The sequence below is a fragment of the Paenibacillus sp. AN1007 genome (genome assembly GCF_040702995.1).
Lineage (GTDB): Bacteria > Bacillota > Bacilli > Paenibacillales > Paenibacillaceae > Paenibacillus.
In genome coordinates, this window is record NZ_CP159992.1 from 4082347 (window position 1) to 4108842 (window position 26496).

Annotated in this window: 35 protein-coding genes; 5 read left to right on the plus strand and 30 right to left on the minus strand. The window is 42.2% G+C overall.

The genetic code is table 11. From position 1 onward, the window contains the following. Positions 1 to 45: 45 nt before the first annotated feature. From ABXS70_RS18265 to ABXS70_RS18280, 4 genes are all read right to left on the minus strand, one after another. Positions 46 to 252, minus strand: a complete 207-nt coding sequence (locus ABXS70_RS18265; protein ID WP_366289745.1) for a hypothetical protein — start codon at positions 250 to 252, stop codon at positions 46 to 48. A 95-nt stretch (positions 253 to 347) separates the two neighbouring features. Continuing rightward, positions 348 to 761, minus strand: a complete 414-nt coding sequence (locus tag ABXS70_RS18270; RefSeq protein WP_366289748.1) for a hypothetical protein — start codon at positions 759 to 761, stop codon at positions 348 to 350. 210 nt (positions 762 to 971) lie between these two features. After that, complete coding sequence (locus ABXS70_RS18275; protein ID WP_366289751.1) at positions 972 to 1193, minus strand: aspartyl protease family protein; 222 nt, start codon at positions 1191 to 1193, stop codon at positions 972 to 974. Then, entirely contained in the window at positions 1183 to 1440 is a 258-nt protein-coding gene (locus tag ABXS70_RS18280; protein ID WP_366289754.1) for a hypothetical protein, read from the minus strand. The genes ABXS70_RS18275 and ABXS70_RS18280 overlap by 11 nt, the downstream gene beginning before the upstream one ends. Positions 1441 to 1940: 500 nt before the next feature. On the opposite strand from ABXS70_RS18280, the gene ABXS70_RS18285 reads away from it, so the two are divergent. Then, positions 1941 to 2384, plus strand: coding sequence for a hypothetical protein (locus ABXS70_RS18285; RefSeq protein ID WP_366289757.1), 444 nt, complete (start codon positions 1941 to 1943; stop codon positions 2382 to 2384). A 562-nt stretch (positions 2385 to 2946) separates the two neighbouring features. On the opposite strand, the gene ABXS70_RS18290 is transcribed toward ABXS70_RS18285, so the two are convergent. From ABXS70_RS18290 to ABXS70_RS18310, 5 genes are all read right to left on the minus strand, one after another. Continuing rightward, positions 2947 to 3783, minus strand: coding sequence for a carbohydrate ABC transporter permease (locus ABXS70_RS18290; protein ID WP_251502444.1), 837 nt, complete (start codon positions 3781 to 3783; stop codon positions 2947 to 2949). A gap of 17 nt (positions 3784 to 3800) precedes the next feature. After that, the gene (locus ABXS70_RS18295; protein ID WP_366289760.1) at positions 3801 to 4736 is read right to left on the minus strand and encodes a sugar ABC transporter permease; all 936 of its coding nucleotides are present in this window, start codon (positions 4734 to 4736) and stop codon (positions 3801 to 3803) included. Positions 4737 to 4806: 70 nt separating this feature from the next. Further along, the gene (locus ABXS70_RS18300; RefSeq protein ID WP_366289763.1) at positions 4807 to 6105 is read right to left on the minus strand and encodes an ABC transporter substrate-binding protein; all 1299 of its coding nucleotides are present in this window, start codon (positions 6103 to 6105) and stop codon (positions 4807 to 4809) included. Between the two features lie 546 nt (positions 6106 to 6651). Then, positions 6652 to 7776 (minus strand): GntR family transcriptional regulator, encoded by a 1125-nt coding sequence (locus ABXS70_RS18305; RefSeq protein WP_366289766.1) that lies wholly within the window; start codon positions 7774 to 7776, stop codon positions 6652 to 6654. 607 nt (positions 7777 to 8383) lie between these two features. Continuing rightward, positions 8384 to 8506: a hypothetical protein gene (locus tag ABXS70_RS18310; RefSeq protein ID WP_366289769.1), complete on the minus strand. Its 123-nt coding sequence runs from the start codon at positions 8504 to 8506 to the stop codon at positions 8384 to 8386. A gap of 141 nt (positions 8507 to 8647) precedes the next feature. Between ABXS70_RS18310 and ABXS70_RS18315 the strand changes: the two genes are divergently transcribed. Then, positions 8648 to 8968 carry a hypothetical protein gene (locus tag ABXS70_RS18315; protein WP_366289772.1) on the plus strand — a complete coding sequence of 107 codons (321 nt, stop codon included), beginning with the start codon at positions 8648 to 8650 and terminating at the stop codon, positions 8966 to 8968. A gap of 205 nt (positions 8969 to 9173) precedes the next feature. Here the strand turns inward: ABXS70_RS18315 and ABXS70_RS18320 are convergent, their stop codons facing one another. The 6 genes from ABXS70_RS18320 to ABXS70_RS18345 all read right to left on the minus strand — a co-directional run bounded on the left by ABXS70_RS18320 (position 9174) and on the right by ABXS70_RS18345 (position 14785). Beyond that, entirely contained in the window at positions 9174 to 9788 is a 615-nt protein-coding gene (locus ABXS70_RS18320) for an oxidoreductase (protein ID WP_342554890.1), read from the minus strand. Between the two features lie 377 nt (positions 9789 to 10165). After that, entirely contained in the window at positions 10166 to 11887 is a 1722-nt protein-coding gene (locus tag ABXS70_RS18325) for a helix-turn-helix domain-containing protein (RefSeq protein ID WP_366289776.1), read from the minus strand. A 45-nt stretch (positions 11888 to 11932) separates the two neighbouring features. Continuing rightward, entirely contained in the window at positions 11933 to 12709 is a 777-nt protein-coding gene (locus ABXS70_RS18330) for a (2Fe-2S)-binding protein (protein ID WP_342554888.1), read from the minus strand. 1 nt (position 12710) lies between these two features. Further along, on the minus strand, positions 12711 to 13751 hold the full coding sequence (locus tag ABXS70_RS18335; protein ID WP_366289779.1) for an iron-siderophore ABC transporter substrate-binding protein: 1041 nt from the start codon (positions 13749 to 13751) through the stop codon (positions 12711 to 12713). Positions 13752 to 13901: 150 nt separating this feature from the next. Then, positions 13902 to 14180, minus strand: coding sequence for a hypothetical protein (locus tag ABXS70_RS18340; protein WP_342554886.1), 279 nt, complete (start codon positions 14178 to 14180; stop codon positions 13902 to 13904). Positions 14181 to 14206: 26 nt separating this feature from the next. Further along, positions 14207 to 14785 carry a TetR/AcrR family transcriptional regulator gene (locus ABXS70_RS18345; protein ID WP_366289782.1) on the minus strand — a complete coding sequence of 193 codons (579 nt, stop codon included), beginning with the start codon at positions 14783 to 14785 and terminating at the stop codon, positions 14207 to 14209. Positions 14786 to 14962: 177 nt separating this feature from the next. On the opposite strand from ABXS70_RS18345, the gene ABXS70_RS18350 reads away from it, so the two are divergent. Next, positions 14963 to 15664, plus strand: a complete 702-nt coding sequence (locus tag ABXS70_RS18350) for an NAD(P)H-binding protein (RefSeq protein WP_366289785.1) — start codon at positions 14963 to 14965, stop codon at positions 15662 to 15664. 1097 nt (positions 15665 to 16761) lie between these two features. Here the strand turns inward: ABXS70_RS18350 and ABXS70_RS18355 are convergent. From ABXS70_RS18355 to ABXS70_RS18395, 9 genes are all read right to left on the minus strand, one after another. Further along, the gene (locus ABXS70_RS18355) at positions 16762 to 17244 is read right to left on the minus strand and encodes a GyrI-like domain-containing protein (RefSeq protein ID WP_342554882.1); all 483 of its coding nucleotides are present in this window, start codon (positions 17242 to 17244) and stop codon (positions 16762 to 16764) included. Positions 17245 to 17259: 15 nt separating this feature from the next. Further along, positions 17260 to 17487 (minus strand): hypothetical protein, encoded by a 228-nt coding sequence (locus ABXS70_RS18360; RefSeq protein ID WP_366289788.1) that lies wholly within the window; start codon positions 17485 to 17487, stop codon positions 17260 to 17262. Next, positions 17488 to 17595: a hypothetical protein gene (locus ABXS70_RS18365; RefSeq protein ID WP_366289791.1), complete on the minus strand. Its 108-nt coding sequence runs from the start codon at positions 17593 to 17595 to the stop codon at positions 17488 to 17490. Positions 17596 to 17638: 43 nt separating this feature from the next. Further along, positions 17639 to 18520, minus strand: coding sequence for an alpha/beta hydrolase (locus tag ABXS70_RS18370; RefSeq protein ID WP_366289794.1), 882 nt, complete (start codon positions 18518 to 18520; stop codon positions 17639 to 17641). 15 nt (positions 18521 to 18535) lie between these two features. Further along, on the minus strand, positions 18536 to 19078 hold the full coding sequence (locus ABXS70_RS18375) for a hypothetical protein (protein ID WP_366289797.1): 543 nt from the start codon (positions 19076 to 19078) through the stop codon (positions 18536 to 18538). A gap of 46 nt (positions 19079 to 19124) precedes the next feature. Beyond that, complete coding sequence (locus tag ABXS70_RS18380; protein ID WP_366289800.1) at positions 19125 to 19307, minus strand: hypothetical protein; 183 nt, start codon at positions 19305 to 19307, stop codon at positions 19125 to 19127. A gap of 196 nt (positions 19308 to 19503) precedes the next feature. Beyond that, on the minus strand, positions 19504 to 20229 hold the full coding sequence (locus ABXS70_RS18385; RefSeq protein WP_366289803.1) for a hypothetical protein: 726 nt from the start codon (positions 20227 to 20229) through the stop codon (positions 19504 to 19506). A gap of 38 nt (positions 20230 to 20267) precedes the next feature. After that, on the minus strand, positions 20268 to 20618 hold the full coding sequence (locus tag ABXS70_RS18390; protein WP_366289806.1) for a hypothetical protein: 351 nt from the start codon (positions 20616 to 20618) through the stop codon (positions 20268 to 20270). Positions 20619 to 20724: 106 nt separating this feature from the next. Further along, complete coding sequence (locus ABXS70_RS18395) at positions 20725 to 21285, minus strand: histidine phosphatase family protein (protein WP_366289809.1); 561 nt, start codon at positions 21283 to 21285, stop codon at positions 20725 to 20727. Positions 21286 to 21401: 116 nt separating this feature from the next. Here ABXS70_RS18395 and ABXS70_RS18400 point away from each other — a divergent pair, with 116 nt between their 5' ends. Together ABXS70_RS18400 and ABXS70_RS18405 are read left to right on the plus strand one after the other, a co-directional pair. Then, positions 21402 to 21746: a hypothetical protein gene (locus ABXS70_RS18400; protein WP_342554873.1), complete on the plus strand. Its 345-nt coding sequence runs from the start codon at positions 21402 to 21404 to the stop codon at positions 21744 to 21746. A gap of 111 nt (positions 21747 to 21857) precedes the next feature. Next, entirely contained in the window at positions 21858 to 22472 is a 615-nt protein-coding gene (locus tag ABXS70_RS18405; RefSeq protein WP_366289814.1) for a hypothetical protein, read from the plus strand. Positions 22473 to 22566: 94 nt separating this feature from the next. Here the strand turns inward: ABXS70_RS18405 and ABXS70_RS18410 are convergent, their stop codons facing one another. From ABXS70_RS18410 to ABXS70_RS18435, 6 genes are all read right to left on the minus strand, one after another. Beyond that, positions 22567 to 23046: a hypothetical protein gene (locus ABXS70_RS18410; RefSeq protein ID WP_342554871.1), complete on the minus strand. Its 480-nt coding sequence runs from the start codon at positions 23044 to 23046 to the stop codon at positions 22567 to 22569. A 36-nt stretch (positions 23047 to 23082) separates the two neighbouring features. After that, the gene (locus tag ABXS70_RS18415; RefSeq protein ID WP_366289817.1) at positions 23083 to 23637 is read right to left on the minus strand and encodes a hypothetical protein; all 555 of its coding nucleotides are present in this window, start codon (positions 23635 to 23637) and stop codon (positions 23083 to 23085) included. A 61-nt stretch (positions 23638 to 23698) separates the two neighbouring features. Further along, positions 23699 to 24073, minus strand: a complete 375-nt coding sequence (locus tag ABXS70_RS18420) for a hypothetical protein (RefSeq protein ID WP_366289820.1) — start codon at positions 24071 to 24073, stop codon at positions 23699 to 23701. 56 nt (positions 24074 to 24129) lie between these two features. Continuing rightward, positions 24130 to 24693, minus strand: a complete 564-nt coding sequence (locus ABXS70_RS18425) for a hypothetical protein (RefSeq protein WP_342554868.1) — start codon at positions 24691 to 24693, stop codon at positions 24130 to 24132. 34 nt (positions 24694 to 24727) lie between these two features. Next, positions 24728 to 25384, minus strand: a complete 657-nt coding sequence (locus tag ABXS70_RS18430; RefSeq protein WP_366289822.1) for a hypothetical protein — start codon at positions 25382 to 25384, stop codon at positions 24728 to 24730. 833 nt (positions 25385 to 26217) lie between these two features. Further along, positions 26218 to 26487 carry a hypothetical protein gene (locus ABXS70_RS18435; protein ID WP_366289825.1) on the minus strand — a complete coding sequence of 90 codons (270 nt, stop codon included), beginning with the start codon at positions 26485 to 26487 and terminating at the stop codon, positions 26218 to 26220. Positions 26488 to 26496 lie beyond the last annotated feature (9 nt).

A 26496-nucleotide genomic window follows, 5' to 3' on the forward strand; every position in this document is an offset into this window, starting at 1 on the left:
TCCTTCTTCATCCCATATGGAATCAAGCGATCTTCCAATGTCTTCTTAGTTATTTACCCAAGCTGAACTATTAATCGGTTCTGATGAATAATAATAAACAACTGAACCAACCACTATTTCACTTGGCGGTACCTCTTTCCCCAAACATATCCAAGAAACAACGTTATATCCCCGCTCTTCCCCATCGACTGTTTTAATCATGACCTGATCACCGATCATCTCTTGGATTGTCGAAGGAAGAAGATCATCCAACCCTTCATTCGCCCCCCTCGGGCTTCAGGAAAATCTACTTTCGTTAATTACACTGTCAACCATATGTAAAAAACCACAACTCTTTCATCACTTGATCAAAGTTGTAGCTCTTGATCCTGATACACTTTTTTCGTTATCATCTTAGTATATTTCAATCTCGTGATTTCGATTAGTTCATCTGGCTGCATCATATTCAGGATATGACTATCTCTTATTAGTATTTTTTGATGACCTCTCCCCAGCCCATTAACGATAATGATATTTTTATCCTTCTTCACATCTACGATTTGTCCAATGGTTACGAATTGTTCTTGGTTCTTGAGATCAAGGTAGGTTAGCAGTCCTAGTATACAAAATATAATAAAACCAGAAATGGATAATCCAGTTGCCCATGCAGGGGGATGATTCACGAAGTAGTTTTTGACAATTAATTGCACGCCAATGATAAAAATAAATAATATGATGAAGCCAAATTGCATTTTCAATTTCTTTTCAGCTCTTTTACTCATAGGCCTCCCCTTCTAAATCTTTTGACAATAGCCATTCAAGTGCTTCTCAATTCAATATTCACTTGTACAATTCTAATCTCTTCAAATCAATAATAAAATTTTGTTGTTTTAGAATATCCAATCCGAGAAGACCTTTATGGTCTTTAGGCAATATACCTACATCGATTTCTATATTCTCAATGCTGTCTGTACCTATTACAATCCTGTCCATTATTTTGGTATAAAACGGAATACACTTCCTCCGATGCCGTAAGCTTCGAAAATTGAATCTCCTGTTTCGTAAGTCACGCCGATTTCCTCCAAAACATCAGGACTAATAATCGTATGTGAAGATCCAGTGTCAATAATGACATCATCAATTTTCAATGTTCTTCCCCTAAATGTAACGGTAAGTGACGTTGTAATGAGCTGTCCATCATAGTTAATTTTCATTCGTATTACGTCTCACTCTCATTAATGGATCTTTGCGGAGATGAATCACAAAGTCTGGATTTGAAGTATGATATACAACGTTACCAGGCTCTACACGAAAAAACTCTTTATTTGCATCTTGTTCGGATACGGTACGAATCGGTGCAACCTCATCCACAACTTTTTTGTTATCTTCCTCATGAAACTGAAGGATAGAAACTAAAACAAATTGGTCAGGGAATAGCTCTCTTACTTCCTGCCATTTCATGTGCTATACCTCCTTTTATTCGTATTTATAAAACTTTCTATCATTTTATCATATACACCTGAATTCAAATATCGTTCCTGAATCATAACATTTCCTTCGAGACAAGATGAGGGCGATACATTTTCACTTAATTTATACACCAAATTTGCTTGGAAGGTGGTCGGACTTTCTTTAAAAACAACTCATGGTGAAAAGATGATCATTTGCCTTAAATGATATTATGTAATTAATTTAGGAAGTGATTGGATATAAAACGTTTTAAAGTATATTATTTAAAGGAGTATCCGTATGGAAGAATTATTCACTTCTTTTTTTTCTCTTCTGATTCTGATTGTTGGTATTTCAAGCATTCGAGTAGCAGGGGCTACTGGTCTTTGCATAATCGAAGCATACAATGCTTGGCTTCTTAACTAAGGATATGTCGAAACAATCCACAAAATAAATATTTAAGATAAGTTGATGTCATTAATGTTGGCTTCAACTACTTATTCAAAGGAGATATGATGTATAGAAGACTAATAATTATTGCTTGTCTGATAGAAGTGGCCTTTTTAATTTTTTTACAATATCGATACAATAATATTTTAGATCTTTTTCCTTTCATTGGAGTGTTAGTTTTTTTCATAGTGCTGAGTTATTTCTTAAAAGTTCAACTAAGTAAAAAACGTAAAGAAATAGTACTTTTTTCACAAACACTCTTCTTAATATTTATTCCAATTTATACGATAACCACACTTCCTCAATACACGTATGAAAGTGCGGTAGATAAGGTTACTCAGAATTTAGAAGAACCTTATGTGGTTAATAAACAGAAGAATACGTTAATTGAAGATGAATCTAATGAAATTAAAAAAGGTTATATGTTCTCAGTTGAAAAAAATTCAGAAGTAACTTCATACGTTTTTGATCCGTGGACTGGTAATTATCATGAAGTACAAGATTGAGATAAGCTTATCTACTCGGTTAAATTGATGTAGATTCTGCTATCATGTTAAAATTGTTTTTTAACGCTGTAAGAATGAGAATGAAACTCACTTTTAAGAATCGGTTCGCCGATTCTTTTTTCTTGTAGATTCTTAGCCTTCCTATCATGCATACCTGCAAATACAAGACCACGCAACATGAATATGATGTTAAGAGATATTCCTTCAAATAATCAGGAAACTTAATCTCTCTAATCCATACATCCATTGGGCTTTGAATACTGAATATACGCAGTGTTACCTCCTATTTTTCTTAATGGATCAACTTTCTATCATTTTAACATATACACCTGACTTCATATATCGTCCTGTATCAACCTCCGAGCTAGTCCAATGTATCCTCACTCAAGTATGTAAAATGTACAAAGAAACCGTCTCCTTGGGTATATGGTCACTCTCGCTTCCATTTACTACGAAACGGTTTCTTTTGTTTTTTCCTCATGAAAAACTGCCTCTCAAGTCTAGGTCTTTCCTAACACTCCTTGGTTCCGCATCGCTGGAGCTTCAGTCATACCCATGATGTTTAACCTTTTATACCGCTGAAGGTAATGCCGCTAATAAACGTCTTTTGAAGAAAAAAGAACAAAACAATAATAGGTAATGTCATCAAGGTGGATACGGCCATTAATAGACCCCATTCGGATCCCTTTTGACTCTGGAATTGCTGCAATCCGAGCGAAACCGTGTAAGATGGTTCATTGGTTAAATAGAGCAAGGGGCCCATGAAATCAGTCCAGCTCCCCATAAATTGAAACAAAGCTACGGCTAATACGGCGGATTTGGCTAGTGGAAACATGATCTGTAAATATATACGGAACTCACTAGCACCGTCTAAGCGGGCCGCTTCGCGCAGGGCATCAGGCAGTCCCATGAAAAACTGCCGCAATAGAAAAATGTAAATGGGCACTCCAAAAAATTGGGGTACAATCAGTGGAAGAGCTGTTCCTACCCAACCTAATTTAGTAAACAACAAGAATAGCGGGATCATCGTCACCTGTCCGGGAATCATCATAACAGCCAGGGTTACAAAGAAAAGTATACCTCTCCCACGGTACTCTAACTTGGCAAAACTATATGCAACCAAGGGACAGGATATGATCACACCAAGCGTACTCGCGATGGTTATAATCGCTGTGTTTTTCAGATAGGTCCAAAAAGGGATATACTCAACGGCACGGGAATAATTACTCCACAGAATGGGTTGCGGAATCCACTCTGGCGGGAATGTAAAGATTTGTGTGAGTGGTTTAAGAGAAGTCGAAAGCAGCCAAATGAACGGAGTAATGAAAAATGCAGAAGCAACAATGAGACATACATAGGCTAACGCACGATTGATTCTTTTGATCGCGATAGGACTCATCCCTTACTTCCCCCTCCTTATTTCCCTTGATAATGAACCCAGCGTTTAGATGTAATAAAAATAATTCCGGTTAATGCCATAACGATAATAAATAAGATCCAGGCCATGGCGGAGGCATAGCCCATTTTGAAATACCTGAATCCGTTCTCATATAAATACATGACGTAAAAAGTCATGGAATTTGCAGGAGTTCCTTGCCCTTTGGTCAACGTATAGGGAAGAGTAAACTGTTGGAATGCACCGATCATTCCCATGACAAGGTTGTAAAAAATAACGGGAGTGAGCAAAGGCAGGGTTACCTTTCTCGTTTTTTGAAACCAGTTAGCTCCATCGATTTGGGCCGCTTCATAGTACTCATCAGGGATGTCTCCTAGTCCAGCAAGGTAGATAACGACCGCTTGCCCAATACCCCAAAGCGACATTAAGATGAGAGAGGGCTTGGACCACGCCTCACCGCCAAGCCAAGAAGGCCCATCGATACCGATATGCGCCAGCATCCCGTTAACCAATCCGAAGTTTGGATGTAACAGCCACATCCACAGAACAGCCAGAGCCACTTGCGGCACGAGCGTAGGTAAGAAAAAAATCGTTCTGAATACAGCCATTCCCTTGACTTTCATATTCAGCATCATAGCGAGTGCCACACCGAAGAATATACTTAATGGAACAAAAAATACGGTAAAATAAATCGTGTTGTATATGGATTTCCAAAACAGAGGATCTTGGAAAAGATCTCGATAATTATTCATTCCGACAAATTCACCAGGCTGCAGAATGCTGTAAGTCGTGAAGCTGAAGTAGATGGACATGAGCATCGGAATTGCATAAAAGCATAGCAGCCCTATAGCCCAAGGTGAAGCAAACAGCCACCCAATCACGTTAGTTCTGTGGAGTGCTCGTTTCCTTGCCGATGGAATTGCGCTTACTTGAACGGAATCGGCCAGTTTCGCCATGTGCATTCTCCTTCCAATTGTCATTCATGAATAGGCAAGGAGAAGATACGCTCCCTGCCTACCGAGCATCCTATTTGTCGTATTTTTCTAAAGCCTTATTAACCGTCTCTGTTACTCGATCAAGGTTCTCTTTTGGAGTACCATTACCGCGGGTAGCCTTTTCCGTAGCGGAAGCTAACTCATTCCACAACAGCTGTCCTTCAGGAATAACCGGGCGGTTGTGTGAATTGGGTAAAATATTAATAAATTCCTTCATGATCGGATCGTCCTTGTAACCGTATTTGTCGTTAACCGCATCGATAACGGAAATTTGAGAGTCGGCGTTTAATAACGTTTGCCCCTCTTCTTTCCCTAAGAATTCGAGGAATTTCCAAGCAGCAGCGACGTTCTTGGCCCCTTTAGGAATAATAGCGGAGCCGCCTCCTGACCATGTCGTAAAATTCGTTCCCGTTGGAGTCGGTATCGGTGCAACGCCGTAATTTAGATCCGGCTTAAATTTTTCGATCCCCTTCACCGTGAAGTTTCCATTTATCTTCATGCTGATTTGACCGGAAATGAACGGATCCATTTCCTCCGTGCCAGCTGCGCTTGTGAATCCGGCAATGTCCTCGACATTGTATTTTTTGCCGAAGTCGGTCATCCATTGCAGCGCTTCAACGACTTTAGGATCATTTGCAGTAATTTTGCCGGTGGCAGCGTCCTGGAATTCGCCTCCAAATGCCCATCCCCAAGTATACAGCCAGCCTTGCGAATACCATGGGATGAACCCGATCCGTTTGAAACGTTTACCTTCCTTGATGGTTAACTTATCGGCGGCCGCTTCAAGCTCGGCGATTGTTTGTGGCGGTTTGTCGGGATCCAACCCTACTTCTTTGAAATGATCCTTATTGTAAAATAGCAGGCGTGAGTCCGTATCCATCGGCATTGCATAAAGCTTTCCTTGATAACTGGACTCCTCCCAAGCAAATGGATAATACATTTCCTTACGAATTCCGGATTCTGCTGCCATCGAGGACAAGTCAGTCAGCGAACCTTGCGCAGCCCAAGTACCGACCTTAAATCGGTCGAAAAGTGCAACGTCAGGAGGATTGCCGCCTGCGACTGCAGTCAGCAGCTTCTGATCGGATCCCTCGCTGGATTCCGTATAAACCAAATTCATTTTGATGGTAGGGTTTTTCTCTTCAAATGCCTTCACAACTTTATTCATATTATCTAAATCAATGGAGGTAAGGCCATGCCACATTGTAACCGTTGTCTTCCCCTCTCCGGCCGGATCGCTGGAGCCTTCCGTTGAGCAAGCGGTTAGAAGTAGTAACATAACCAGAAAGTAAACAAGAATTGGAAATGCGATTTTTTTGGATCTCCTCATTCAAAGTCCCCCTTAAGTTAAATGAATTCGTTTAACTTGAATTCCTATACCATCCACTTCCTTTTCTGATCAATCCATTATTTATGTAAGCGTTAACAATATTGGTGATATGAATGATTAAAATCAGAAAATATGAACGAAGTGGATTTGTTGTAAGAATTCTACTAGTTACACTAGATATACTAAGTATATTAATATGACATCATAAAACATGTCAATTGCAATATTACGACATGAATGTGTATGACGTATGGCTATAATTAGATATGTGAATCGATGTTTCGAGGTTCGTTAATCTCCGGTCTCCCAGCCCATTCCCTGATATGAAACAAGCTTTACCATAAGAAAAACGGCTATCAACATACTTCATAGAAGACAGACGACATCTAGAAGAAATTTTTCATGCGATATCAGGTCCGTAAGGTCCAAGCTTTGAAGTTGTTCATATTTCTGATATCAAAAAAAGTGCCGAAAAGCCCCTGGGGACTTCTCGACACTTGAAAAATGTCCTTGATTTTGTTGAGTTGCACTGAGCTTATATTAACCCTATGTGTTATTTTTCACGACCATACGATGTTCAATAATGTTCAGCTCGGGAACGGCTGCTCCATGCAGCTGAGAGATTAGCATATCCACTGCCAATTCCCCCATCTGCTTCTCATCCTGCTTAATATGAGTGAAGATGGGTTGACCCAAGTAATCATTCAGGGAGTCGAAACAAACAATCTCGAATTCCTCCAGAGATTTCCCCATCGAGTGGATGACTTGAGCCAGCATAGTAGCTATTAGAAATTCCGACGCAACAAACGCCTTTACATCAGGGTGTTGTTTCAAAAAATGCTTTATTGTTTCTTTATCACTTTCAATCGCTGTTCCATTTATGTTTATAGGAAGGGTGCCCTTCAGGTTCGTCAATACATAATCTTTGTTCAAATTCATCCCTTCCTGGGTGAAAGCAAACGTATATCCGAGCAGCCTTTCCTCCAATGTCGAAGTGTTCTCTTCCGGCGGAGATAAAAAGGCAATTTTTTTATGGCCTTTGCTAATCAGATGTCGTGTAAGATCCATGGCTGCTTTCTTATTGTCTGTGTATACCGAACAAACCGGAATTCCTTTTAGATATCTATCGGCCAAAACAATCGGAAACCGATCTAATACAAGCCGAAGCAGTTCCGAATTATAGTGTTGACCATGAATGGGGGTCACGATTAATCCCTTGATGCCTAGACCGATAAACAAGTCGATCGCACGTTTTTCCTCATCCCGATCCCCGCAAGTTCGCTTGATAATGAGTTGATAATCGTGCTCAGCGCTCCGCTTTTCCATCGATCTAAGAAGCTGCAGGCCAAACTCGTCAGAAAAATCCGGTATAATAAAACCGATCAACCGTTTATCATCCTCAGGAATCAAGGTCGTTTTTACCTCTGAATAGTGCTTCGGTTCTTGTCCCCCAATGATACTATCGGCCACGAATGAACCTTTTCCTTGTATTCGTTTGATCACCCCGGAATCGGCCAATTTCTCCAGAGCCTTTTTAGATGTAATACGACTGACGCCGAATTGTTCCGCCAACTCTTTTTCAGAAGAGACTCGGTCTCCTTCTTTTAATCGACCTTCTTTGATCTCTTGTACAATATAGACATATATCTGCTCGTATAAATGCAATTCCACAAGACCACCCTGACATCATAATATTAATATACTAAGTATATTACACAAGAAGTCATTCGCAAAGTTAATCAGATATACGGCGAACTTCTGTGGGCAATCTACAAGTAACCCCCATTCCTATTCAGCTGAATGGAGATCATTTCTCCGAACTTTCGTGTATCACTTTATGAATTATCAATTTAATGTGATATAATTGTTATTTTTTATAAAATTCACCTTTATCAATTTCGTATAGTGACATTTGTATGAAATGCATATGCATCAAACAATCTCGATTTTAGATAATCTTTAGCATTGCATTACATAGCGTGAATAAGGCCTACTCCGCCCTAATCACGTTTTAGTTATTGGAGGCGACTATTCGACAAAAGATATAACACTGCTTTTCTTTTCATGGGTTGGAACGTAAAGTTAGTGAAATCATACTATTATAAATGTACAAAAAAACCGTCTCCTTTGGTATGTGGCTGCCAAAACACTTCCGCTTTACCAAGGAACGGTCTCTTTTGGTTCTATCATTTTAAATAATGGGGCAATGCCTAATCGTTTACGACTGATGGGACAGTCCCCACGAGTTAGACGTTTCTTATCATCATAAAGCTACTTCTTAAGCCAACAATGCCTGTGCGATCTGATCCACAATCCCACTGATCCCGATTAGCCCATAACATCCAATCCAGGTTGCTGCATCGACGGAGTGGACATATTGCTGCTCACTGGTATCAAGCATTGTCCACACACCATCGCTAATGTAATCCTTCTGCTTAAATACCTCCTGAATTTGAACATTTCAATATGATTATGTAAACTAGTGACAATACAACTATATGTACATTTATTCCTTGTTTAAAGAAAGCAGAGGTGTCCCTTTTTGAGAAAACCTTTCTTCCTGTTTGTAATCTTAATTATCTCCTCTCTCATGCTTGGAGGCTGTGCCTCAGAAGAGGAAAAGACGATTGTATCCTCCGCCGAGAAGTTCGCTGCAAATTATGTTCTCGAAAAATACGGGGTAACCGTTCGTTTTACGGATTATAGATTCTCTCCTCCCGATCTAAGCAAGTCGTTAGGCCTCCACGGCTATATTGAAGGCGATAAGAAAAAGAAGGTATTTGTTTTCGTGAACTACGATCCTTTAAGTATTAAGACTCTATCGCTTCCTGATGGAATATCCAAGAAATCAGATTCCAAATAGAGCGTTGGATTATATTTTTACAACGATCCATCGAACTAAATGCTCTCCTGAAAATATACCTGGAATTATAATGATCCTCTTTTTTCATTTTTCTGGATAATTATTCCTTCGGCAGTCACATCTTGCAGCTCCACTTTCGCAAGTTCAAGCGCAGTTGCTATCGTAATCTGTGGAATCTGCCTAAGCCCTTTCCAATATGTATTGTCTAGCTTTCGTACAGATTATGTTTCGTTCTAATCCTTTCATACAACTTAAAATTCTTATTTCTATTTACAATCTCCCCGATTAACTCTCTCCATTTGTTTTCAATCCACTCAGGACTTTTCCCCTTCAGAAAATCCTCGTCAAATTGACTATCTAAATACTCAAAATCTTGTTTAAGCAATCCTATATCCTTAATCAATTGATCTCTCGATTCTCCTTCTAGTGATACCTTATTTGTTAAAATATCATCTTTGATATCTGCTCTTATATAACCATAAATATCTCTAAACACATTATAGATTAGATAGGTTGATGATCCTCCATCTTCCCTGAAATCAGAATCAAGAAATACAAATGACTCTTCCCCCACTTTCAAAGATTCTGTTAGATTGCCTAATGTGAATATAACTGTTTCCTTTGAAGAATTGTCTTCTAAACTTTTAATGACATAATCAAAATTCTGGATTGATAATTTAATCCCGATTTGAATTCCATGATTTAGTTTAACCGCATAATCAACTTCTTGATTTTCTTTGTACTCTTTGAATTGATAATTAAAATACATGCTTATGATCAATCCGGCCATAAGGATAATTATTGCGATATTTTTTCTCATTAAATCACCTCGTAATTGTCAACTGAATTCCTATAGTATCTATTATTTTGCATTACTCACTACAACATATTCTATCTCACTCGTGCCTGAACTTCGTAAAAGATAACCCATATTGTTACAATTGTGAAAGTGAATTGGTGAATAAAGGAGATTTATTAATATTATTAAGCCCTTATACAATCGATTCAATGAACTTTGAATACTAGATATACACTGTGTTATACAAGATGCAAGCAAAAGAACCTTCATTTAACACAAAGGCCCTTCTTCATCCTTAAGGGAATCCGACGGCCATGCGATACAATTGAAACCTATCAACTTTTCAAAAAATGAACGTACTATCTTTCGCTGCAAACGGGTAAAACCACCAACTCCCCTCATCCCAACAACGCCTGCTCAACCTGATCCACAATCCCATTGATCCCCACCGGCCCATAACAACCAATCCAGGTTGCCGCATCCACCGAATGAACTCGCTGCTCTTCGCCTTCACCGAGCATTCCCAAAACCCGCTCCTCTGTCGTAGATATCCCATCCTGCATAAGTTCATTACTCAGCAAAAAGTAGTGACTCGCCTGCACTGCGGGTAATCTCTCAACCGAGATGTGATAGGCCGTGTCGGAGGTATCTGCGACAAACAGCGGAACGGGCAGACCTAGATCGCGATACAGCACAGCACCTGTGCGATGAGCCGCAGAATGCACTCGAACGAGCGAATCCAGCGGACGGATCAGAGCCACACTTTTGCCTGCCAATACTGCAGCTAATTCCTCAGACAGCAAAGCCGTTCTGCGAAAATAGTCAGCAATAATCTGCTTGGCCTCTGCTCGTTTGCCTGTCAGTTCACCGAACAAGCTTAGAATCGTCTGCCAGTTTTCATTACGTTTGAACATAAGCACTGGAGCAACCCCACTTAATCGTTCAAGATACTGCTCATGTACCTCGGTGCAGATAATCAGATCCGGGGCAAGTCGTTCTACCGCAGGCAGATCGGGATATTCATATGTACCTAGTAAATCGGTGTGCTGGAGTCCTGCCCGAAGGGACTGGGGGAACGATAACACGCCGCTTCCTAATCCGACACTTCCTACCGGGGCCACACCCAGCGCAAGCAAATGATCGGCATACTGCACATCAAGGACAGCGATACGCTGGGGTGTTTCAGTGACGATGTATTCCCCTTGCATATGGCAGATTACCGGGCCTTGGGCTGATTCATAGGAAGAAGCGGTGCGGTTTTGCAATAAGGCATTCGCATGGTCTGCATCCGTTCTCGAAGCGGCCGCATGCCGATAATGCAGCGGTGGGACACCAACATATTTTTTAAACGCCCTGCTGAAATAATACATATCCCGATACCCCAGTTTATCTGCAATTTCTCCTATGGAAGCATCCGTATGACGCAACATCCGTGAAGCACTTTCCATGCGCAGCTGAATGACATATTCCATCGGTCCGAGCTGCTTTTCTTGTTTGAAGCGGCGCTGCAGCTGTCTTACGCTGCAGCCCGCAAGGGCAGCCAGCTCTTTAAGCTCCAGGTTCTGACGATAGTGCGACGCAATATAGGAAGCGACCACATCGACCATGTCGGACTCCGCTCCCCCCTGACCGCGTTCATAGGCCATGATAAGTTCGTAAATCATCCCCTGGAGCAACGCGTTGGCATAAAAGCGCTCCAGTCCTTCGCCGCGCCGCCATTTGGCCACGATTTTTTCGGCGTTTTCGATCCATTCCGCGTGGGCTGCCGAGTTCTGCACAAAGGACCTGCGCAGCGGGTGTTTGCGGTATGAAGGCATAACAACAGAGGCTCCCTCCATGGAAGAAGCCTTGTACTTGATCACAATATAATGAATGTCCTCTGATCTGGCCGTCAGCGTGTAGGATGATCCCTTCACCGCATGACAGGCAAAAGAAGCTCCAATGTGGCAACCCTCGCCATCCATTGCAAGCTCCCCTTCCCCTCCGTATGCCAGCAGCAGCACATTAGAAGTTACATTTGTTTCGTGCAAAACGCTGCCTGTCTGCAAAGTACCGCTATATCCGTCCAGCATCTTGATTGCTGTATCACTCCAACCACTTGTCTGTTCCTGCAGCGGCATTTCTCTCATCTCCTGACAATCGCATCGGTATAATCACTGCTGTTGTCATTGTAGTTGAGATTCTTTCTCATTGTCAATTTTCGGACATTTGAGGCAATATTCCCCTGACATCTGATAATAGAAACAGCAGGTGATCCGTTCACTTTTGGCAGCATGTACATTGTCCTTACACTCGGTAAAACGGGTCAACGGATTCTTCCTCTCACCAAACACCTGCCCGGACGCTACCTGCGTCAGATAGGCGAAGTCCTCTCGAATGATCTTACGTTCCTGCTCCGTCTCACCTTCATCAGGAGCGAATAGTCGGCCGATCCGCACCATAATATTCTCCCAGAGAATACTCATCGAAAGGGGCGCAATTGCAGCCAGTGTCTTTAACAAAGGTGTGAGCTGTACCGCAAACATCTCATGGACTGCTTTTTCCCGCCAAACGTGTCTGTCTCCCGTCCATTCCTCAGCCCGAAGCTCGTTCACCGCTAGATAAGGAAATCGTGTCCCTTCCTCATGTTCTTCGAGTTTCGGATGATAGAGAAAGCTGTTCTCCAGCCGAAAGGTTACATGCTGATGATGAAACGTCATCGCAGTCACGAGCGGAGCCGTCCATAGATAGCCAAGTCGCTTGGCTAACATGGAAGCGGCAACCTTCATGTCTGGTGCATCGATATAATGTTGAAACCAGCTGATGTACTCTCGGCACGCCTCTTCGTCATGAAGCTCACTCAGCGCAATGCTGCGGACACTATGTTCAGGCGGCTCGCCAAGCAAAATCGAATGATCCTCCACCGTCTCTTTCCATACGTCTGTCGAGAGATATCGGCTCATGTTAGTTCGATCCGAGCAGGGCTTCCGATGCCTGATCTACAATCAGATTAATCGCAAGCGGTCCGTAATATGCAATCCAAAGTGTGGAGTTTACGTCGTAAGTACGGTTATTTTTCACAGCATCCAAAGACTTCCATACCGGATTGTTCACCATCGCCTCAGCTTCTGCCGCAAACAATTCGTCTGACAATACAAAGTAACGATCTGCCCCGATCTCAGGCACCTTTTCCATCGATATTTCAACGGAACCATCTTCATTAATCTCCTGAACCAAAGCAGGCATCTTCAGTCCCAAGTCATTATACAGAATACCGCCAATGCGGTGCTCAATCCCGTGTACACGAATGCCTTCTTTTCGTGGACGAATGATTGCCACCGTTTCATCGCCCAGCTTCTCTGACAATTGTGTTTTCAGCCCGGCGATTTTCTCTTCATACGCTGTACGCACTTTCTCTGCCTCGTCCTGCTTGTCTGTAATCTTAGCAACTGCAGCTAACGTATCCCGCCAGTCTTCGTAGAAATCAAGTACTAAGGTAGGAGCAATTTTGCTTACGCCCTCATACTGTTTTTCCTGAAAGTCGGTCATGATAATCAAATCCGGGTCGAGCGCTACAATCGCTTCCAGGTTAGGCTCGTCCCGTGTACCGAGAACTTCAACGCCACTTGCCTGATCACCCAAGTATTCTGGAAAATCGGTGTTCCCTCCAGCGATAACACTACCTGCTGGTTTCTCGCCAACGGCTAACATTTGATCCAAAAACTTAACATCGAGAATTGCAATTCTCTTCGGTTTTTCGTTTAGAGTGATATCACCCTTCATACCCTTGATCGTTACTGGAAAAGCGCCGTCGGTCTTCGTCTCCGTACTCGCAGGTGTCTCCGCTGATGTTGCGGAAGATGATTTACCGCTATCTGTACCCGTTCCGGTACCGCACGCCGTCAGGACTAGAATCAGGGCCAGCATCAAGCCCATGAGTAATCGTGATTTGTGAGCAGCATAACCTTTGCTTCCGGCCGCCTGCTCCTTTGTTCCTTGTTTCATTTGTAAATCCCCCTTATGCATACTAGTGATAATGATTTTCATTATCGAAACATAAAGAGAGTATAAACGATCTGTGTATCGTGTTACCATGTACTTTTGCGACATTTCAATCGGACTAATGCGACATCATGATTCGTGTTTGTCTATCCACTATGCACCTTTTAATTTCTCAGCAATATAAGCCTGTAGACGGTAAATGTCTGCAAGAAGTTCTTCTTCCTCCGGTGTATTGCCATACTCCCCCAGCCAGCGTGGTGTGCGGAACTGCCAATCTTCTGTCAGGTATTGCTTCTCATCTCGGTACTCTAGAATATGTCCCAGGAAATATTCCAGAGAGCCGAAGGATTGCTTCTGATTATCGTTGATGATGGATTGTGTGTTCTCAATGATAGTATGTAACATTTGTTGAATATGCTTTTCTGGATTCATCGTTGATCTCCTTCAAAGGAATATTTTTAAGGATTCGTATCCAGATTTCGTTCCAGCATGGCTCCTATACGTTCAGCCATCACGGAAGGTGGGAGAGGCTTTTCATGCGTAAACCACCATTCCACGACCCCAATGATTGCTCCCCCCACAAACTGAACCTCCACAAGTTGATCTTTCAATAATTCGGTGTTCTTAGCACCTGAAACGCTCTCGTTCCCATTTTTCCCATTCTGTAATTCATCGATAAAAAAGTCCAGAAACTGCTTACGAAAAAAAGAACCGCCTTTACTCGCCAGCAATGCGGAGAAAAATAAAAAATGCTTCTCAAAATACTCAAACCACATAAATACCATGTTGTTATAACCCGTGTCCATCTCCGTAGATTCACAGATTTCACGCAAATTCTCAATATGCTCTGTGATGAGTTTATTCAGAAGATCGAATTTATCCGTGTAATGAAGATAGATCGTTCTGCGGCTGACATCCGCTTTGTCTGCAATATCCTGGATCGTAATATGATCAAAATCTTTGTTCATCATCAGTTCAGTAACCGCCGTTTTGATCGCCTCTTGGGATTTTCGTATCCTTCGATCCACCTTAACCACTTCATATCACCCTTTTTTTTCATTGTTAATACGCATTTCTAAAGCATCTGTGCACAATTGCACGCAATCCAACTTTTTAGCCATTGTAAGATTTTTATTTATGTATAACATTATACATAAATGATAAATAATACACTACTGTGTACTAATGCGCAGTAAGGAATGGAGTTTAACCATATGAAAATTGCAGTCATTGGGGCTACCGGAGGAACGGGAAAAAAAGTGATCGAACGCGCCCTTGCATTAGGGCATGAAGTTATTGCCGTTGCTCGTCGTCCCGAAGCCATTGCTCCAACAGAAGGACTTACAGTTAGAAAAGGAGATGTGTTCGATTTACCTGTTATGATTCAAGCGATTTCAGGGGCAGAAGCTGTCATCAGTTGTATAGGCCCCCCTCTCAATGTATCAGCTGCTTCCGCCAAAAAGGGGATGGGTAATCTCAGCGCCTCTTTACTTACAATGAAGGCTAATCTCTCACCAGGTACGGTTATGTCTGAGGGAATTCCAAATATCATTGCAGCCTGTCAGCGTTCAGGGGTTCAACGTATTGTGATGCAGAGCGGCATTAATTTGAGCGATGGTAGAGAGCTTTCTTATATTCACAGTCTCGCCGTACGTCTGATGCGCCGTATTTTTTGGAAGGCCATTCAGGATAAACATATTGCGGAACAAGCGCTCATCCAAAGTGATCTCGAATGGGTCATCATGCGTGCATCCGTGCTTCAGTATGCGGAAGGGAAATTGGATTATACGGCCGGCCCACTCGCCCGCATCAATCCAATTGCTGCACTTCCTTTCACAGATTGTGCTGATGGGCTGGTACGTGCGGCAGTCAGCCAGTCCGATTGGATCGGGAAAGTCGTGAATATAGGGAGATAAGTCGTTCAGATTGGAGGTTCGTTCAACTTCTTATATACTCTATGTAGGCCTTTGTTTAAAACCAAAGAATCATCGATCCCCCCATAATGATGGAGACATCGATTCATATCATCTAACTCTGAGGTGAATCATAAGTATGCGGCTAAAAAGGAATTATATCGTTACAGTTTTCACCGCTGTCATTATTGCTTTTCCTATTGTCATTGGATTTTATATGTTAAACAAGGTTGTTGATCCAGAAGAGATTATGGTTACGAAAACGGAAGTTTCTTCTGAGCTCATTACGATCCAAGGTGGATTCGCAGACAGTATCAGCAGATATCACGGTTACAACATCTCACATCATAACCATTCATTATTCATTCAAATTAAAGGCAGCAAACTTCCGGTTAGAGGTCATAAGGACTTCAACATTTCACTCTCTAACACGTATGGGAATATTTCTGAAATCTATTTATTAGGACATGACAATGCTAAAAGAAAAATTTGGCCAAATCCCTGACGTTCATGTGCAGCCATATTAAACTCTTCCAGATCACTTCCTATTCAATTCCAGACCATGTCCTTCACCAGACATAACGGATACCTGTATTCCCAAATCTCTCACTACCGCATTTCCCATTACTGCACCTGCTTTTCAACCGACTTTTGCTTGATTCTGCGAATCTGGCTGAGATGGTTCTGCACATGACAACGTATTAACTTATATAACAATTCTATATCTCAATAAAATAATTAATGGGTGCGACTACACCACATCTTATCTTAGCAGCACCGAGAATCCGCACTTGCAATAACACAGCCGACTTCTACGCTCCACCTGAACATTGCCGTTATCTATCGGTTATCTAGGAGAGTTCAAAGCCACCCGTATAACGGGCGGTTTGTTCTGCAGCTGAAAGGTCACATGTTGATGATGAAACGTCATCACAGTCACCCGAAAAGCCGCTCAAAGGCAGCCAAGTCGCTTGGTTAGTATAAAAGCAGCAGCCTTCATATCTGATGCATCAATGAACTTGTTCCAAAAAGGAAGGTATGGATTCCCTCCCCCAGGGAATCCATACCTTCCGAACTGTTATCATCTTTTCTATTCTATATTACGGGTTGACTTTGCTGACTGGAAAGAGAATTTCGACTGGCTCTTCATCTGCTTCTTCATCGATATAATAAATCTCGATCTGACTTGAACCGTATAATTGAGGCTCATATCCATTTTGCCTGATCCATTCATGAAGTTTATCGTGACCTTCTCCAATGGTTTTATTTGTACACAGCACTTTGACATATGTGGTTTCTGGCAGTACAAAACCCAACATTCCCTCTGGGACATCCGCAATCTCCGTCACCTCAACACAGCCAAAATAGGTAGCTATAATGCCATTACACATAAAAGGGCTGAACAACACTTCGTAATCTGTTCCATGTTTGATTTCCTTTCTACGATCCCAGAATGCACGTTGAACCTTAACCGCGAGCTCAGGGAACGCATTTGGAAAATTCCCCGTCTCACACAGGCCTACGAGCTTAAGTTCCCTATTCAATACCTCAATGTCAAACGATCTTGAGAGTTCTTTACCCATCACCCTTCATCTCCTTTAGTCTCTTCGATTTATTTTCTTAAATGCCGAGTATTTCTGATCAGCCTGCATGTATTGCAGTATTATATCGGCACATGCAGCTGCACTGAGTTCTTCCGTGCTCACTTCCAGATCGTATTCATCATAGGCGTAGACGTAGTCGTATTGAGAATGAGCAAGTCCAGCTGCGCGATTAACCCTACTCTGCTCTCGTGTCATTGGAGATGACCGTATCCACGATGACATTCAAACCCATCTCCGAAAACAGTTTAATGGTTGCTTCATTTCCTCCGCGATACTGGTCTTTCCCGAACTTGACACTCCGTTCAAAAAAATAATGAGTCCTCGCTTCATATGATCATCCTTATGATTAGAACTGGTTTAGCTTTTTTAATATTCATGCATACCAAAAATCAACAATTTTCTGATTCACCAGATTCGCCTGTTCGTGGTTAATAGCGTGACCTGCATCTCGAATGATTACGAAATTCAGGCCGTTACGTTCCAGCTTATGTATGGCTCTTGGATAGTTAGAGAGTATGTCGTATTCTCCGATTAGGAACTTGGCCTTGTCTCTCAAGATGGCGAGTTCTGAATCATCAACCATCTCAATCTTGTGCTTCATCATGGATTTGTTGTTGAAATACTTCAGCAGATAATACCAATGTCTCATTAATTCTTCATTCTCGGCAAAGACTGCATAGTTAGGTCCGCTCAATTTTCGAAGCAGCTTCTCACAATTTTTCTCTGATGGGAACAGTGCTTCAGGCATGAAGGCCTTCACCATTTTAGAGAATACCTCAAACGAACTTGAAGGAATTCCTCCCGCCAGGCACATCGCTTTTCGAATTCGATCAGGTCTCTTTAGTGTGTAAAAATAGGAAAGGTAAGCGCCATACGATACACCGCAAATATACGAATCGTGGAGCTGGAAAGCATCCATGATATCATCGATCCATTTCACCTGATCAAAACGTTGATAATACTCGGCGTTCGGTTCGCTTTTCCCCGATCCTCCAATCGAATCGACGGCAATCACGAAGAACTTTTTAGATAACTCATTCATATTGTAGATCCACATCATCGCCGCGTTATCAGCGGTGCCATGGAAGAGGAGCAGCGGAGGGTTTTGCGAATCTCCAGCAGTAAGCACATGTGTCTGTCCAAAGGTTGTTTCCATACGTTTCTCTTCAACACATACGCCATACGACTGCAGCAGCTTGTCATACGACTCGTATATGAGCTGTCTCCCTTGAGGCGTTTTATATCGCTCTATCATGCAGCATGTCCCCTTCTATGGTTTTGATGCTTCTCTTTCCTTCTGAATATATTGTTTGAAATACACCCGGAATACATCATACATCTCCTGCACTTCATCAATCTCGTTTCGAAACTTATCCTGAATTTCTTCTCTTTGTTTATGTTCCAGCTCGATATCGAATTCTTCTGCCTCATATTCCGTCAATAATTCATAAAAATATTCGCAGGGTTCCTTTACAGCTTCACAACCATCAGCATACTGCCCTGCTTCCAGCAGCAAGCTCGCCCAGGATAACTCTCTTCTTGCATATTTGATGTACAAACAGGCAATGTATTGATCGCAATGTTTACTATTATAATAAGTAATAAAAGGCTCAGAGCGGATATACTTATTCACGATTTCAATAGCGGTACCCTGATAACGCACCGCGGCTAATTCAATGATCCAGTATGGCGGCTTCGCGTATTCCAGGATAATGTCATCGCAAAAAAGCTGAAAGTGTTTGTACCAGATTAACTTACTACCAAGCATCACACCCAGTGTACAAGCAAACTCTTTCGTCGGTTCTATTTTCATAGCGAAAAACTCCTTATCTCCCGTCTCTGCCTAACCTTCTAGGGAATTAAGCCAGCAATATCGGGCGAATCGGCGAACCCGATCCATTTTTAATTTTCAGAGGAAGTGCCATAAATATGCCTGCTGCCGGAGCCTGGTTCATACGGCTGAACCCTTCCATGATCAAGATCTGATTAGGCAAAAAATATTCCACATGACCTAGAGCGCTTAGAATTTCGCCGTTCACCATACAGATGTCTACTCCCGGGTTGATTCAAACAATTCATAAATTGCTGTACAAGCTCCGAAGATTGCAAAACGAACGCCTCCATATTTAAGTGCTTACTACGCTGCTTTAGTCTACTTTAATTATCTATCATACTTCTTTGTTGTTCTCTAATTCAGCTCATGCTCGTTTGACTGCTGCTTTTCAATCCCAACGTTCCTTAACGTTTGCCAATAAATAATTTCGTTTGAGTCCAATGCAGATGGTAACCATAGCGGTACAGCTCAAAGTATGGATACAGGCAGTTTTCCGCCTCTTGCAAACCTTGATAACGCGGCCACTGCAAGTAATAGGCAACCCAATAATCGCAAGCGATAGAATAGTAGGCTTCGCTTAATATTTCGATAGCTTCATCATAATCGCTGCGCGAGCTGAGAAGTTCACCAAGCGCTTCGTAAACGGCATCGCTATCTTCTTCATCTGTGCCTTGCATCGCTCTTTGCTCTAACGTGCCAATTTCACCAGGCGGCAGTACAACAACTTTCTTCACAGAATTCAAATCCTGTAATGCCTCCTTAGCAATGTCCGCCGCTTCGTCGTCCTCCGTCACCATGGAGAACAGGTCCTTCAATCCTCGAATTAACGCTTCTCCCAAACCACGCAGCTTTTCCTCGGAGACCTCCTCGTTTCCACCGTTGAAATACCCTGGCACATATTCACCGGCAAAGTCCTCGGGGTTCAACATCGTATAAATCGGTCGTATTCTGTCCAAGAACCGCCGGCCTTCTGGAATAGGCTCAAACACACGTTCAACACCTGCTCCCGTCGGCATAAACCACTGAAAAAATCCATACAGATGGTCTGCCTCAACCTGCTCATCCTCTTCTGGCATAAATTCTTCTCCGCCCATCGCTAAACAATAGCGGCCATATTCCTGTTGTTCCACTATACTGCCTCCTCTCCTCGTTCATCGCCCAATTCCAACTACCACTCTCTCCATTCTTCCGTAATATCTTCACCTTCTTGAGGAATTAATCCAGCCAGCCTTGCAGCCTTATCGATAAAACCAGCCAATTCCTCCCGTTCCATCGTCTCGATAAAATAATCGTTGTCCTCATTCATTTTATTAAAGGCAACCACAACTTCTTCTACAACCTTCATAATTCGCTCGGAGGCTTTCGTATCTTGAACTGCAATTAACTGGTTTAAAAAGTGATCCAGGGCGCGATCCGACATCTGTAATCTCTCTTCTGTAAATATCTCATCTTTATATTTGACCATTCTTTCATTCCACAGTTTTGTAGGTTTTTCCTGAAACAAATCTTGTAATGTCATAGGGGTCTTCCTCTCTACATTCAATGATATCTATATTTTACCAACATCCACATTTGCGCACAAGCGTTCCCATTTCAATTCTCTTTTTACCTACGCTGCCTTATCCTTACCACAGTCTTGTCACTTTCTCTAGTTTCATTTCGTCAAATTGTAATTGGTAGATATCCGGTTTGCTGTTCTGATTCATGAAATGCAATCCATAACTCGAATCAAAGTAATTCATCATCAGCGTCATCACATGTCCGTGTGTGCCGATCGCTATTTTTTTCCCCGGGTACGCTTCTAAAATCTGCTTCAATACACCCACAGCTCTGTTCTGGCAGACCCTGTTCGACTCCCCTCCAGGTAAAGCATAATCGGGGTGTTCAAACATCTGCTGCTCAGCAGACGTAAAGTCTTCATCGGCAATAAACTCATCGGAAAAATGTCTCTCTCGTAAATCCTCTATGATCTGTATATCCAATTTCAAAGCTGCGGCCAGTCCCTCCAAAGTGAGGACAGCTCTGGCATAAGGACTGGAGATGATCGTATGTATCCCTTCATTCTTTAAAAGTTCGGTTACTTTGGCCGCATTCATCCTGCCCTTCAAGGTAAGTCCTCTTGTTCTTTCCGTTCCTTCGTTATACGGTGACTCCGCATGTCTGACCATGTACACGATGGTTTTCATTGGCTCCTCCTTAAGATTCCTTGTAGATTTTCATTTTTGAATCCGGTTGATCTATTACAATAATTTGTATTAAAGTATCACTAGAGTTTATTTCCATAAAAGGAGAATTAACGCCTATGAAAATAAAACCTTTGGCTCTGACCATACTTATTTCTTTATTCTTATTAGGGGGATGTTCTGGTATATCTACCTCAGATAAGCAAATTATTATAGATAAAGCCGCACCAATAAGTGTTCAGTACATAAAAAAATACTATAATGCGGACTTTATTGTAACAAGTCACGATATGGATGCCCCGTCCATCCATTCACGCCTATACCTATACGGTCACATAACGGGACATGAGGATGAGCGTATTACCGTTTCCTACAACTACGATACACAGGAGGTTCTCAATGTAGAAGGACCAGGCTGGTTTATAGATAGCCGAATTCCGAAAAAGGATGCACCTTCGACTTGAGAAAAATCTATATCGAGACAGACAGAATGTATATCTTTGATTAGGGATAATGAACTGAAATCAAACTTCGGGTATTTTTTACAGTAAATCTTACGTAGAGAGGATCATATCATGTCTCTTTTCAAAAAGAAGAGCGTTCTGCTCTCCGTACTATGTATACTGGTTATCTCTATTGGAGCAATCGGATATGTAAAGGGTCAATCCAATCCGGATCAAACCGTTTATAACATCGTCAATCTTCCAGCCAACTCCATCACCTTTAGTGAGATAGATAAACTGGATGCATTTGCTGAATTGATCGTGATCGGTTACGCTGGAGCAGAGTTTAAGGATCGCGAACATGTGATCACCGCATTCGATGATGGAGCCATGCAGTCCTTTCACACCAACACCAACATCAAAATTAAGCAGATATTGAAGAAGCCCGAGGATTTCCCTTCAGATCAGAAGGAATTGACGATTATTGAACCTGTCAGCTTGAAAGAAGATGTCAAATATACCGTTAATCAGTATGTTGAGCTGCAGAAGGGTGAACCAAGTGTACTATTTTTAATGAAAAACACCTATGGTGACTACGGATTAATCAATGATAATTTGGGAAAATTCAGCTTGGAAGGCCTCAACCAGAGCAGCTTACCTGAAACCGCCACAGCACAGGAATGTTCAGAATACGAAGCATTTCGCGACTCGGTTATGAAGAAGTACCATTTAGGTCAGGATTCTTAATCTATTTCCATGGTCATAAAAATACGTTTGATCAGATCAGCCCCAGAATAGGGGCTTTTTTTATCGATCACATTGGTTTGGTTCATACCGTGCTCTACAACTTTTTATCCCGATCATACGCAGCTAATTGCTGTTCAATGAACGCCCATGCACTGTTCAGATCTCGGTGAACCCAATCAATGTCGTCAATAGTCTCGTCACTATACACACCCCAAATCAGTGTCCGTATCGCTTCTTCCGATTGTTCTCCGACAATAAGGGCTGCTGGAAAAGGAATTCTCCCAGACTTGGCTTTACCGATATCAAAAACACGCTCGATCAGATCGCCCCATTCGTAGACCAGCTCACTAAAGTCCAAAATCAAACCGTCTGGTCCCCAGGCTTCCACTGCTGCTTCTCCGATGGCACACATATAAACAGCATCTGAATTCCCAGATGAACCAAAACCATACTCACCCATGAATTTCAAGATCATGATGCTGCAGTAATGAACGGCTTGGGAATCTCCGATACGCACTTCATATTTCAAATCGCTAAGCTCTTCCAGCTTCAACTGCTTGGTTACAATGTCCATAACACCCTCCATAAATATAGCTGCATATTACTATTTCTATCCGAACCAGAAAATCACCCGTACATCTTGAGGCTCTCCTAGCACGGCAAGCTTCGGGATCGTTTCATCAATAAAATCGGAACAGATCTGTTTAACCTGTCTATATTCCATAAACGTATCACAATAAAAGCGCTCGTCCCAATTGAACTGCATAAGTTCTTCTAATAAGAGCCAGCTGTGGTCATAGAAGTCGTCTTTACTCTCTAATGCCACTTGAAGCAATTCGGGAGAAAGATCGGCGGGAAGACCTCGCGGAGCAGCTATAAACTTAAGATTACGGTCATTTCTGGTATTGGACAAAATACCAAACAGATCGTAGTTTCTCACTCCGCTGTAAAATTGATATGGATTGATCTGTATGAGTTGAGCAGCACGCTCTTCCGGGTACAGATGGTAGTTAGGATTGACCTTCCAGTGATCCTCGCTAACCCAACGGGCTGTGTCCTTCAATTCTTTTTCACTTTTCGGGATTTCGACCAGGGTGCCATTTATCCATTGATACTCTCTTCGGTAGTGTTTTTTCTCTACATAAAACCAAATATCCGTCCCCATAACTCCTCCTGAAACATACGGTGACTTGTCGAATGATTGACTTCTATCTCTTTTAAATACGTTAGTCTAATGCTGTGATTTCACCTTTCCAGTTCAAACTTATGATTTCTTTGTCTTTCATTAAGCACCAGTCGATGATTTCCCCAATCAATCGAGGTGTAACTACGCCATCGTTCCATGTGGGCGTTCGAACTCTTCGGTGACCCCTATAAGCTGCAGTCCACCCTTCAAACTCTTTACCGATAATCACTAACATTGGAGCCACGCGGTGACCTCTACTGCACTGTCCCACCTCATAAGTGACGATAAACATTTTGTCCTCCGAAATGATATGTAATTTTATGATCCCTTCATCGTCCAGATCGGGCTTTACATACCAATAAAATAATCGATTCGCACGAATAATGCTGCGTTTATGTTTCTTCCTTACGCCCATCCATTCACCTCATAGCACGGCGCATCTGATCGCTTGTACCCAGTCATAATATGCTGCTATTTTTTCATATAATTATAAACATTAAAATCATCATACTTCACATAGAAGCCTTCCTTAATAAGCTTCTGCTTTTCCTCCTCAATTCCAAAGGAAAACGCTGCGCCTGGGCCAAGTCCTGTCTGACTTACTGTTATTTCTTTCCCGTGTTTATCGTACAATTTCACATTAGTATCCGTAGGTGTGCTAATCCCCTCATCAGTAAAGTATCCATTATATATAAATACTCCCGATGGATCGTGCATATTAAAGATCGTCCTAAACGAAAAATAAATATCGTTACCTCTGTTGACCACATCCAGCAGCAGATTCGAGTTGTGGATCTCGGCAGCTTTGATGTCTTTTTTCATAGGTTCATCGACATTGAAGTTAATCCATTCCGGTTTCACAAAAATTTCAACAGGAATATGTTCTGATCTCAGCGTAACGGTATAGCCATCTTGGTTCAAAACCTTCTCTGTTATTGCCTCGCTTGTGGAGTTGGACAAGTAATACTGATAAATAAATACCGCAGCTGCGATCAGGATAACCGTTGAAAGTACTGCCCATCTTCTGTTATTCATCTCTGTTCCCTTCCTTCGCTGTGCTTAACTAAGACTATATGCTCATCCCTTCGGCGATTTGAATTAAAGCTGCCGCGGACTGCTGATCGCCCATCAGCTCATACTGCAGCGCCTTTCCGCTGCTTCCAGCCTCAATCCAGATCAACCGATCACTTCCGTGATTCGAGAAATAAAATGCTTCCGCGCCCCGAACGCGTAGTGGTTTCACCTGAGACAATTCATCCTCAGACAAGTAAATTCGGCTTTTGGTTGTTCCAAAAATATGAAGGGTCAGTGCACCTTCTCCTTTATAACGGATTCGGACACCTACAAGTTTGTTGTTTGGATGCAAATCGCGGACCACAACCTGCTGTCCCGTGCTTCTGCTCTCTTCAGCCATAGCTTCGATCTCATCCGGTGTCAGATTATCGAATCCATAATAAACCTGAAGGCTCTCGATCTCCGTTTGAGCTGGAAACTGCGGCTGCCACTCCGCCAGCGCTGCCTTCAACTGCTCCAGTCCGTGCTCCCATTCAACGGCTGCATAATTCGTCTGCTGGGTGAACTGGTGCTCTGCAGCATTTGCAATATAAATCGCCTTTCCATCACCGGGTTTCAGCGTGCGTATAATTTGATCTACGACATAATCACTCTCCAGTGATTCCATCTGAATTCTACCAAGAAAATCACCGCTCTGACTCTTCATATCCATGCGTGTTCACTCCTCAAATTAGCTGTTTTTGATCTATCCGATTTATCAGGCATTCTCCCAAACCCTGAACGCCATCTCACCTTTAATAGAATCAATCGATCTCTCATACTAAAACCATGACATTTTCTCTCAATCTTGTCAATTCAGCATACCAAATCGTATCTGTGCAGGGGTATCCTGTAAAAGGTGAAGCGGGGCGCGGCTGTTTAGCAGCAGGCCGCGTAAGGATGAGGTGCTGCACGGGGATGCAGCACCTCACGAAGAAAGCCCCGCGACCCATAGTCACGAGGCTCATATTCCCACCAAAGGCATATCACTGAGATTTCAAGATATATGGCCGCTGCAGCAATAGCGATGCAGACACCATTATATTTTTCGATTATCCTGTAGTAATATGCCGCAGCTCTCACAGTATCTTTTTACTTCTTTATTTATTTCATCTCTTACAGAGTCTTTGGCGGAGCCTTCACTGAAAATGATCGTTTTTTATTCTCATCGAACAGTAATACATGGACATGCCGATCCCCTATTCGTATTTCACGAATATGTTCAATCGAATAGATTATCTTATTTATGTATACTCCCTCAGGCGACAAAACCACAACATATTCTTTATATAGATCAATGCCCGTTTTGACAGCCAAAATGACAATAACTATACCATTCATGAAGATGAATGATATTCTGAATACCTCATTTATATACGAGCTGCATAGATTAAGAAGGACATTTATAAAGATCGGAATAAAAATGTATACAACCGATGATGGAACCTTTCTTAATACAAATTCTGTATTCAACTTTGGATACTCCCTTCATCACTTTCCAGGTGTTCAAAACTGGCCTTCTGAATTTCTACAAGTCCCCTCCACCATCTGGAATGCATGCTTTAAGCAGCTCAGGGGATTTAATTCCACTCCGGTCTTGTCTTTAAAAACGCTATAAATGACTCTCGCTAATTCAGTTTCATTGATATCTGAAGTGACTTGTTTACTTATCTCTTTTATCTCGAGATCGTATTCATTTCTCGGTGCCCCACCTGCCAGCAGTGCCAGCGGGTCCCAGTGGTTAATCACTTCTGCGATTCCTTCTTCTGTCTTCAATAAGATAAT